We start from the raw sequence: 9,976 nt of genomic DNA, 5'->3' as shown, positions 1-9,976 counted from the left end.
CGCGCCAGTGGCGGGAGGTTGGGGTTGTCCGGGTTGCGCCGGCTGTGCGGCGGCCTGGCCGGCGCCAGGCTGGGCCGGCGCGCCGCTGCCTGGCGCCGGCGCATTGGCTGACCACAAGGGGGCGCGGCCCAGCACCGCCGGCGCGGCGTCGGGATATTGGGCCAGCAGCGCCAGGATCGCGCGGGCGGTGGTGCCCAGCGTGGTGGGGGCCGAGGCCGTGGTGTCGCTGCTGGTGACCAGGCCGCGGGCGGCCAGCGCCAGTGCGGCGGCGGTCTTGGCGTCAAGGACGGTGGCCGGGCGGTCGCCGCGGGCGCCGCCGGTCTGGATGCCTTGTCGCGGGTCGCGATTGGAACCGTCGGCCGAGCCGGGCTTGTCCAGGTTGCCGGGCTGGCTGACCGCATCCGGCCGCGCGCCCGACACCTGGTTGGCGCTGGCGGCGGACATCGTCGTGCCCAGCACGGCGTCCAACCGCTGCACTAGGACGTTGCCGAGTGCCGCGGGACCTACGCTCATGCTTCAGGCGCCTGGTAGCCGTAGGCCGACAGCAGGGTCTGCTGGCGCTTCATGCGGCCCAGCAGTTCGCCCAGCCGGGCCAGTTGCGGGAGCGCCAGGTCGCGCGTGAGCGCGTCGTTTTCGAGGATGCGCACCAGCAGGTCGTACTTCATGGCGCGGCCGGCCTCGTCCAGCGGCGCGGTTGGTTCCGCGATCCGCAGGCGCTCGACCAGCTCGCAATATTGCTGCCCGTGGGCCATCGCCGTATCCCAGTCTCCGGCCTGGGCGGCCGTCAACATCTCGCCCGTGATGAGGGCGATCTCCTGGTAGTGTTCCAGAATAGGGGATGAGTACTGGGTAAGGGACGTCATGGAAATCTCGGGCGTTCGATGGCTGGCTGAATTTGTGTTTTTGGCCATCAGGGCTGGGCAAGGCCAGCCGGTCGGTCGATGGAAGTCTGCCAAGCCTCGGCCAGATCCGCCAACAGGCGGTCGGCAATGTCGAGTTGCTCGGCATTCGCTTTCAGATTTGCCGTCAGCAAGGTGCGGACGATGTAATCGTAGAGCCGGGCGAGGTTGGCGGCGATCTCGCCGCCAGCCTCCATGTTCAACCCGGTCTTCAAGCCTTCATCGACGATCTTGATCGCTTTCGAGATGGCCGCGCCGCGCTCGGCGACCCGGCCTTCCTGCAGATGGATGCGCGCCTGTCCGATCGCCGCCCGGGCACCCAGGTACAACAGGGTGATCAGCCGCTCGGGACTCGCGCCCAGAACCTGGGTTTCCAGGCCGATATCGGCGTAGGAGCGGACGGATTGAGACCCAGTGGGGCGGCGGGCGGCGTAAGTCATTAATGCATCTTCTACAGGTTATTTGCTCGATTTGTTCATCGCCGCAAATTGTTGGGTCAGGTAGTTGCCGGTGACGGCCAGTTGGGAAACGTACTTGTCCAATGCGACAAAACGGGTGCGCATCTGGTCCATTTCAGCGTCGCTGGCGGCCTTGGCGCGCTTTTGCTGGGCGTCCAGGTCACTAATCGACTTGGCCAGGCCGTCGGTGCGCGTCTTGAGCGAACCGGTGCTGCCCAATACGTCCTTGAAAGCCTTTTCGAAAGTCTTGGCCAGGCCGTTGTCGCCGGTCAGCAGCTTGGTGACGTCGGCCGGATTGGTGCTCAGCGCCTTGTCCAGCTTGGTTTGGTCGAGCTTGAGCTGGCGCGTCTGGGGATCGGTGGTGATGCCCAGGTCGGCCAGCGAGCGGACCGACCCTTCGCCCAGCATGGCTTGCAGCGCGTTGGTCACCGACGCCTGGATCGAGCGGGTGGTGCCGTCGCCGGTCAGCGGCTGGTTGGTGGCCGCCTTGGCGTCGAAAGCCGTCAGGCTCTTGATGGTCGATTGCAGCGAGTTGTAGTTCTTGACGAAATCCTGGATCGCCTTGCTGGCGACTGACGGATCCGCTTCCAGCTTCAGCGTGATCGGCTTGTCGGTCTCGGTTTTCTCGGTCAGGTTCAGCGTGACGCCGTCGATGACGTTGGCGACGTTGTTCGAGCCGCTCTTGACGGGGAGGCCGTTGATGATCAGTTGGGCGTCTTCAGCCTTGGTATTGGCCAGGCCGGTCGTGGAGCCGTCGGCGGCGGTGCTGAAGGACAGGATGTCCTTGAGCGACTGGTCGCCGGTGACGGTGATGTTCTTGACCGAGGCCTGGACACCGGTGTCCTTGGCCGTCAGCATCAGGTAGTTGTTGCCGTTGCCGTCATTGATAACGGTGGCGCGCAGGCCGGACTTGTCGTCGGCGTTGATGGCCTTGACGATGCCGTTGAGCGAGGTGTCGCCTTTCAGGTCGATGGTGCGCTTGGTGCCGTCGGCCAGCTCGACTTCGAACGAGCCGGTGTCGCCGTGCTTGGCGGTGCGGTCTGCCACGGCGCCCGATTGCAGGCTCTGGGCGCGGGCCAGGTTCTTCACTTCGATGACGTACTGGCCCGCGGTGGCGCCCTCGGCGGCCACACTGGCCGTCAAGGCGTTGCCGCCGGTGACGCTGCCCTTGATGGCAGCCATCGTCTCGGTCTTGCCCAGCACGGCAGCGGACTTTTGCAGCGCTTCCAGGGCGCTCTGCAGTTTCGCGTAAGCGTCGATGCGAGTCTGGTAGCTTTGCGCGCGCGTGGTGTAGATCGAGAGCTTCTTATCCTCGGCGTCTTGCAGCTTTTTCAGCGTTTCTTCCAGTGGCAGACCGGAGGACGAACCGAGGTTGGTGATAGAGGCCATGTGAAATCCTTCCTAGCGATGCGATTCTGTCAAAAATAGGGTGCCGGCGATTGGCCGGGTAAGGGCATAAGGCGGGCCTAATTCGATGATTCCATCATCGATTGGCGCCAAAAGGGGCACAGAGGAAAGTACGGGAATTCATGTCAAGCCGAGGTCTTGATGCCATTTCCCTGCATGTTCACGATCATTTTGGCGATCTTGAGCACGGCTTCGCTGGGGATGGTGCGTATGACGTCCCCGGACTTGGCGTCGACCACCGACACCACCACCTGGTGGACGTCCGGGTCGACCTCGAACTGCAACTGGGTCGACCAGGCCTTCATCTGCTCGTTGATTTCGTCGAGCGCCTTGTCGAGGGGCAGCTTCTGCGAATTCGACTGCTCCGACGTCGCGGAATCGGCGCCGCTGCTATTGGTGCTGGCAACGGGCGGGGCGACGGTGACGGATGGATCTGCGACGATGGGCACGGCCGCGACCGGCGACGGTGCGAACGTAGCGGGGGCTAACGGGGTTACGGCCATGATCACTCCAGCGGCGGTGCGGGCGTCTCGGAGGAACGCGCTGTTTTCAGGGAATTCTCAGCTACGATTACGGCAGCGCCGCAGGGAACTTTAGCCCTCGTAACAGCGGGCTGTTTCATGTGCTAACAAGTTGGGATCGGGCAATGAGTGTCAAGACGGCGTTGCGAGTCATAGAAATCATCGAAACCTATGCCCGGGAGAAGCGCGCACTGCCCCTGTCGGAACTGGCCCGGCTGCTGGATGTGCCGGTTTCCAGCTGCCTGGCGCTGATCCGCACCCTGACCGGCCTGGGTTACCTCTACGAAACCGGACGCCGCCAGGGCTACTACCCGACCGGCCGCCTGCTGGCAATGGCGCAACGCATCGCCCGCGCCGATCCGGTGCTGGACCGGGTCTATCCCAGCCTGGTTGAATTAAGGGACGCAACTCGGGAAACCGTCGTCTTCGCCAAGCTGACGCAGGACGGCCGGGTGGTCTACCTGGATGTGCTGGACTCTCCGCATACGATCCGATACGCGCCCGTTGCCGGCGAGTTCAAAGACGTACACGCAAATTCGCTGGGTAAAGCGCTCATGTCGCTGCTGGACGAGCCGGCCCGCGACGCCTTGCTCGGCAACGGGCCGCTGACGCGCCACAACGAACGCACGCTGGTCACCCGCGAGGCGGTGCTGCAGGACTTGGCGCTGTCGCGCCAGCGCGGCTGGTTCATGAACAGCGGCGAGTCGATTCCCGACGTCGGCGCCATCGCCTGGCCGGTGACCCTGTCGGGCGAGCACTACGCCATCTCCGTGGGCGGTCCGATCTACCGGATCGAGCCGTGCCAGGAGGAATACGCCCGCATCCTGCGGGCGGCCTGCACCGGACTGGAACAGCAGTCCTGAGGCGGCCCCGGCCGGCCCGGGCGCAAGGCGCGCCGGGCGGACGCGCAAGGGGCGGGCGCCTCAATATGACTTCGGCAGGCCCAGCACCTTTTCCGCGATGAAGCACATGATCAGCTGCGGGCTGACCGGCGCGATGCGCGGGATGAAGCTCTCGCGCAGCAGCCGCTCCACGTGGTATTCCTTGGCGTAGCCCATGCCGCCCAGCGTCATCACGGCGGTCTGGCAGGCGTTGTAGCCGGCCTCGGCCGCCAGGTACTTGGCGGCGTTGGCGCTGGGGCCGCAGGGTTCGCCGGCATCGTACAGGCTGGCGGCCTTGAACACCATCAGGTCGGCCGCCTCCAGCTGCATCCAGGCCTGCGCCAGCGGGTGCTGGATGCCCTGGTTCTGGCCGATCGGCCGGCCGAACACATGGCGCTCGCCGGCGTAGCGCACCGCCCGCTCCAGCGCGGCGCGGCCGATGCCGACCGCCTCGGCCGCGATCAGGATGCGTTCCGGGTTCAGGCCATGCAGGATGTACTCGAAGCCCCGGCCTTCCTCGCCGATCCGGTCCGCCAGCGGGATCCGCAGGCCGTCGATGAACAGCATGTTCGAGTCCACCGCCTTGCGGCCCATCTTCTCGATTTCACGCACCTCGACCTTGCCGCGGTCCAGGTCGGTGTAGAACAGCGACAGGCCCTGGGTCGGCTTGGCCACCTCGGACAGCGGCGTGGTGCGCGCCAGCAGCAGCATCTTGTCGGCCACCTGGGCGGTCGAGATCCAGATCTTGCGTCCATGCACCACGTATTCGTCGCCCTGGCGCACGGCGCGGGTGCCGAGCTTGGTGGTGTCCAGGCCGGCGTCGGGCTCGGTGACGGCGAAGCAGGCCTTCTGCCGGCCGGCGATCAGCGGCGGCAGCCAGCGGGCGCGCTGTTCGTCGTTGCCGAACACCACCACGGGATTGAGGCCGAAGATGTTCATGTGCACGGCCGACGCGCCGGTGAAGCCGGCGCCCGAGGCGGCGATGGTCTGCATCATCAGCGCGGCCTCGGTCATGCCCAGGCCGGCGCCGCCATGTTCCGGCGGCATGGCGATGCCGAGCCAGCCGTCGCGCGCCAGGTCGGCGTGCAGCGGCTCGGGGAAGCCGCCTTCACGGTCGCGTTCCAGCCAGTATTCGTCGGGATAGCGCGCGCAGATGCGGGACACGGCGTCGCGCAACGCCAGTTGATCGGGGGTGAATGCAAAGTCCATCAGTCGGTTCCATCCTGGGTGATGCGATTGGCGAAGAGCGCGTCGATGCCGGCGGGGTCGTAGCCGGCCTCGGCCAGCACCTCGCGGCTGTGCTGGCCCAGCGTCGGCGCCGGGCGCCGGATGGCGGTCGGCGTGCCCTGGTAGCGGCCGAGCGGCGCGGGGGTGCGCAGGCGGCCCTCGGTCGGGTGCTGGTGGTCCTGCACGAAGCCGGTGGCGGCCAGGTGCTCGTCCAGCAGCAGGTCGTCGACCGTGTAGAGCTGCGAGGCCGGGATGTCGGCATCCGCCAGTTCCCGCAGCCAGTCCTGGCTGGCGCGGGTGCGGATGACGTCGGCGACGAAGGCGTAGACCTCGTCGATATGGGCCGCGCGGGCGCCGTGGGTGTGAAAGCGCGGATCCTGCGCCAGTTCCGGCTGGCCGATCAGCGCGAAGAAGTTGCGCCAATGCTTGTCGTTGTAGATCAGCAGGCAGATATAGCCGTCGGCGGTGGCGTAGGGCCGGCGGTGCGGCGCCAGCAGCCGAGCGTAGCCGGTGGGGCCGAGCGGCGGCTCGAAGGTGGCCCCGCCCAGGTGGTCGCCCAGCACCAGGTGCGCCATGCCCTCGAACATCGGGATCTCGACCTGCTGGCCCTGGCCGCTGACGCGGGCGTGCAGCACCGCCGACACCAGCGCGATGCCCACGTGCAGGCCCACGGCGCGGTCGGCCAGCGTCAGCGGCGCGTAGCGCGGCACGTCGCCGCTCTGCTGCGCCGCCAGCGCGGCGATGCCGGTCTGGCCCTGGATCAGGTCATCGTAGGCGGGCCGGCCGGCGTAGGGGCCGGCCTCGCCGAAGCCATAGGCGCCCAGGTAGACGATGCGCGGGTTGCGCGCCGCCACCGCCTCATACGACAGGCCCAGGCGCGCCATGGCCTGGGGGCGGATGTTGTAGAGCAGGGCGTCGCAGGTCTCGGCCAGCCGCAGGCAGGCCTCGCGGCCTTCCGGCGTCTTCAGGTCCAGCACCACCGAGCGCTTGTTGCGGTTCAGGTGCAGGTACAGGTGGCCCATGCCCGGATTGCGCATCGGGCCGACGGCCCGCATGTTGTCGCCGGCGGGCGATTCGACCTTGATGACGTCGGCGCCCAGGTCGGCCAGCACCTGGGTGGCGTAGGGACCCATCACGACCGAACTGAGGTCCAGGATGCGCACGCCGGCAAGGGGGCCGGCGGCCTGCGGGGAAGCGGCGGCGGACATCGTCATTGCTGCTCGATCCCCGCGTCGCGGATCAGCTTGCCCCACAGGTCGCGCTGTTCGCCGACGAACTGGCCGAAGGCTTCGGGCGAGCTGGAGAAAGCGTCAAAGCCCAGGCCCGCCAGGCGCTTGCGCACGTCGGGCTTGGCCACCACCTGCTTGATGGCGTCGTTGAGTTTCGCCACCACCTCGGGCGGCATGCCGGCCGGGCCGAAGTAGCCGTTCCATGAATTCAGGTCGAAGTCCGGCACGCCCGACTCGGCCATGGACGGCAGGTCCGGCACGATGGCGCTGCGCTCGGCGGTGGACACCGCCAGCGCCCGCAACTGGCCCGACTGCACGAACGGCAGGCCGGAGGCCAGGTCGGTGAACATGAAGTCGACCTGGCCGCCGACCACGTCGGTCAGGCCTTGCGGCGTGCCCTTGTAGGGCACGTGCAGGATGTCGATCTTGGCGCGGTTGGCCAGGGTGGCGCCGGCCACGATGCCGGTGCTGTTGCCGCTGGCGTAGGTGATGCGGCCCGGATGCTGGCGCGCGTCGGCGACCAGGTCGGCCACCGTCTTCCAGGGCCGCTTGGGGTTGGCGACCAGGATGAAGGGCAGGTTGCCGCCGCGCGCGATGGGGGTGAAATCCTTGACCGGATCGTAGGGAATGTTCTTCATCAGCCAGGGGGCGGCCGAATGCGAGGTGTTGGTGGTCACGAACAGCGTGTAGCCGTCCGGCTTGGCGCGCGCCACGTAGCTGGCGGCGATGGTGGCGTTGGCGCCGGGCTTGTTCTCCACCACGATCTGCTGGCCCAGGATGGTCGACAGCTCGGCGCCGAAGATGCGGCCGACCGCGTCGGTGCCGGAGCCGGCCGGGAACGGCACGATCAGGGTGATGGGTTTGTTCGGATAGTCCGCGGCGTGGGCGGCGGGCAGGGCCAGCACGGTGGCGCCGCCGACCAGGGTGGCGCCCAACAGGCGTAGTAGTCGCATGGTTTGTCTCCAGGGGATGCGAAACGGGCGCGGCTTCTGCGGCCGCTGCCCGGGGTGGGCCGGTCTGCGCGGCGCCTCAGGCGCCGGCGGTCGATGCGGGAAAACCGCGGATCACGCGGTCGGGCGATTCTTCATACGGCGGCGTGTAGATCACCAGCAGCCGCGCGGGCTCGTCGCTGGTCACGGTGAACACGTGCGGGATGTCGGGCGGGAAATAGCAGCAGTCGCCCGGACCCATGTCGGCCCATTCGTCCTGCACCTGGGCGCGGGCGGTGCCCGACAGCAGGTAACAGACCTGCTCGATGCCCGGATGGGCGTGCGGCAGTGCGCCCTGGCCCTTGTCGATCACGCCCAGCAGCACTTCCACGCCGCGCGAGCCCACCGTGTCGGGGCCGATCAGGCGGCGGTTGAGGGTGCCGGTATGGTTGGCCGGGTGGTAGCCGGGCACGTCGGCTTCCTGGACCAGCCAGGCCGGGGTCTTGCGCTGCGTCATGTCTTATCCTTGTGAGTTTTCATATGTGAATTTATTTTCACGGATGAAAAAAACATCGGCAAGCGGTTTTTCCCGGCGATCCCGTGGCGTCCCAGGGGGATTAGGGAAAACACCGGGCGTGCGCTGCTAAAATCATGGGCTGTTCACCTTTGCGATCCCGCCCCATGTCTTCCGCCCTCAAGCCCGCCACCGGCGCCTCCCTGTCCGATTGGCTGCAGTACCTGGAATCGATCCACGCCACCGCGATCGACATGGGCCTGGAGCGCGTGCGGGAAGTGGCTGCCCGCATGAACCTGGAACTGCCGGGCGTGAAGTTCGTGGTGGGCGGCACCAACGGCAAGGGCTCGACCTGCTCGATGCTGGAGTCGATCCTGCTGGCCGCGGGTTACAAAGTCGGGCTGTACACCTCGCCGCACCTGATCGATTTCAACGAGCGCGCGCGCGTCAATGGCCAGATCGCCTCGGACGAGGCCCTGATCGAGCAGTTCATCGCGGTCGAGGCCGCGCGCGGCGAGACGTCCCTGACGTACTTCGAATTCACCACGCTGGCGATCCTGCGCCTGTTCTCGCAGTCGCGCCTGGACGCGGTGGTGCTGGAAGTCGGCCTGGGCGGCCGCCTGGACGCCGTCAACATCATCGACGCCGACTGTGCCATCGTCACCAGCGTCGACCTGGACCACATCGAGTACCTGGGCGACACGCGCGAGAAGATCGGCTTTGAAAAGGCCCACATCTACCGCGCCGGCCGGCCGGCCATCTGTGCCGACCCGGTGCCGCCGCAGTCGCTGCTCGATTACGTCGAGCAGATCGGCGCCGACCTGTGGCTGTTCAGCCGCGACTACAACTATTCCGGCGACCGCCAGCAGTGGGCCTATGGCGGCCGCGAGCAGCGCCGCAGCGCGCTGGCCTATCCGGCGCTGCGCGGCGCCAACCAGCTGCTGAACGCGTCGGCGGCGCTGGCCGCGCTGGAATCGGTGCGTGACCGCCTGCCGGTGCCGCAGCAGGCGGTGCGCCAGGGCCTGCTGCAGGCTTCGCTGCCGGGCCGTTTCCAGATCCTGCCGGGCCAGCCCACGGTGATCCTGGACGTGGCCCACAACCCGCACGCCGCCGCGGTGCTGGCCCAGAACCTCGACAACATGGGCTTCCATCCCTACACCTACGCGGTGTTCGGCATGCTCAACGACAAGGACCTGGCCGGCGTACTGGCCAAGATCGGCACGCGCATCGACCACTGGTTCTGCGCCGGCCTGCCGGGGCCGCGCGGCGGCTCCGGCGAACACCTGGCCGAACGGGTTGCCGCCGGCCTGCCGGCCGCGCCCGCCGGGGCCGAGGCGCCGGGCGTCTCGGCCTACGCCGATCCCGCCCAGGCCTTTGCCGCGGCGCGCGAACGGGCAGGGGAGAATGATAGAATCGTGGTGTTCGGATCATTTCTCACCGTGGCCTCGGTTTTGCAGTCTCTGGGTCGCAAGGCGTAGGCAAGAGCGGCATAGGCAAACATGGGTTTTTTCAAACGCAAGGATCCTGCCGACCAGGCGCAACCCTCCAAGCGAGCGGCCGTGCCGAGCGAGGTTCAGGCGGCTGAGTTGCGCGGGCGCGCCCGGCGCAGGCTCGCAGGCGCCATCGCCCTGGTGCTGGCGGCCGTCATCATCCTGCCGATGGTGCTGGATTCCCAGCCGACGCCCGTGGCCGACAACATCCCCATCAAGGTGCCGGAACGCAATACCCCGTTCCAGCCGCAGGTGAGCGAGCCGCAGGCCAACGCGCCCGCCGCGCCGGCGCAAGGCGCCACGCCCGGCGACCCGTCCGCCATCCCGACGCCGCCGCCGATGACGTCCGGTCCGCAGGCCAGCGCGCCGCAGGCCGCGACGCCGTCCGCCACCACGCCGCCGGTTTCCACGCCGCCCGCCA

At 67.8% G+C, this 9,976-nt stretch carries 10 protein-coding genes and 2 pseudogenes; 3 read left to right on the top strand and 9 right to left on the bottom strand.

The features are described from left to right. The 5 genes and pseudogenes from H0523_RS30635 to H0523_RS30615 form a co-directional block, all read right to left on the bottom strand. Positions 1–513: pseudogene (locus H0523_RS30635) on the bottom strand (flagellar hook-length control protein FliK); the annotation flags it as partial. After that, positions 510–863, bottom strand: a complete 354-nt coding sequence (locus H0523_RS30630) for a flagellar protein FliT (RefSeq protein ID WP_035360316.1) — start codon at positions 861–863, stop codon at positions 510–512. The gene H0523_RS30630 and the pseudogene H0523_RS30635, both read right to left, overlap by 4 nt. Positions 864–910: 47 nt before the next feature. Beyond that, entirely contained in the window at positions 911–1,339 is a 429-nt protein-coding gene (gene fliS, locus H0523_RS30625) for a flagellar export chaperone FliS (protein ID WP_054431116.1), read from the bottom strand. Between the two features lie 18 nt (positions 1,340–1,357). Beyond that, positions 1,358–2,746 carry a flagellar filament capping protein FliD gene (fliD, locus tag H0523_RS30620; RefSeq protein ID WP_054431117.1) on the bottom strand — a complete coding sequence of 463 codons (1,389 nt, stop codon included), beginning with the start codon at positions 2,744–2,746 and terminating at the stop codon, positions 1,358–1,360. A gap of 143 nt (positions 2,747–2,889) precedes the next feature. Then, on the bottom strand, positions 2,890–3,267 hold the full coding sequence (locus H0523_RS30615; protein WP_054431118.1) for a flagellar protein FlaG: 378 nt from the start codon (positions 3,265–3,267) through the stop codon (positions 2,890–2,892). Positions 3,268–3,410: 143 nt separating this feature from the next. Between H0523_RS30615 and H0523_RS30610 the strand changes: the two genes are divergently transcribed. Further along, positions 3,411–4,148, top strand: coding sequence for an IclR family transcriptional regulator (locus H0523_RS30610; protein ID WP_054431119.1), 738 nt, complete (start codon positions 3,411–3,413; stop codon positions 4,146–4,148). Between the two features lie 60 nt (positions 4,149–4,208). Here H0523_RS30610 and H0523_RS30605 read toward each other — a convergent pair whose 3' ends face one another. The 4 genes from H0523_RS30605 to H0523_RS30590 form a co-directional block, all read right to left on the bottom strand. Then, complete coding sequence (locus H0523_RS30605; RefSeq protein ID WP_054431120.1) at positions 4,209–5,375, bottom strand: acyl-CoA dehydrogenase family protein; 1,167 nt, start codon at positions 5,373–5,375, stop codon at positions 4,209–4,211. Continuing rightward, a complete protein-coding gene (locus H0523_RS30600) occupies positions 5,375–6,607 on the bottom strand; it encodes a CaiB/BaiF CoA transferase family protein (RefSeq protein WP_054431121.1) in 1,233 nt (410 codons plus the stop codon). The genes H0523_RS30605 and H0523_RS30600 overlap by 1 nt, the downstream gene beginning before the upstream one ends. Continuing rightward, positions 6,604–7,575, bottom strand: a complete 972-nt coding sequence (locus H0523_RS30595; protein ID WP_054431122.1) for a Bug family tripartite tricarboxylate transporter substrate binding protein — start codon at positions 7,573–7,575, stop codon at positions 6,604–6,606. The genes H0523_RS30600 and H0523_RS30595 overlap by 4 nt, the downstream gene beginning before the upstream one ends. Positions 7,576–7,651: 76 nt before the next feature. Further along, on the bottom strand, positions 7,652–8,068 hold the full coding sequence (locus H0523_RS30590; RefSeq protein WP_054431123.1) for a cupin domain-containing protein: 417 nt from the start codon (positions 8,066–8,068) through the stop codon (positions 7,652–7,654). Positions 8,069–8,232: 164 nt separating this feature from the next. Here H0523_RS30590 and folC point away from each other — a divergent pair, with 164 nt between their 5' ends. Both folC and H0523_RS30580 read left to right on the top strand, forming a co-directional pair. Continuing rightward, the gene (gene folC, locus H0523_RS30585; RefSeq protein WP_054431124.1) at positions 8,233–9,543 is read left to right on the top strand and encodes a bifunctional tetrahydrofolate synthase/dihydrofolate synthase; all 1,311 of its coding nucleotides are present in this window, start codon (positions 8,233–8,235) and stop codon (positions 9,541–9,543) included. Positions 9,544–9,564: 21 nt separating this feature from the next. Then, positions 9,565–9,976: pseudogene (locus tag H0523_RS30580) on the top strand (SPOR domain-containing protein); the annotation flags it as partial.

It is taken from the genome of Achromobacter insuavis (assembly GCF_902859645.1).
GTDB lineage: Bacteria > Pseudomonadota > Gammaproteobacteria > Burkholderiales > Burkholderiaceae_B > Achromobacter > Achromobacter insuavis.
The sequence above is the reverse complement of the archived record's forward strand: the minus strand, read 5'-3'. Positions and strand labels throughout refer to the sequence as shown.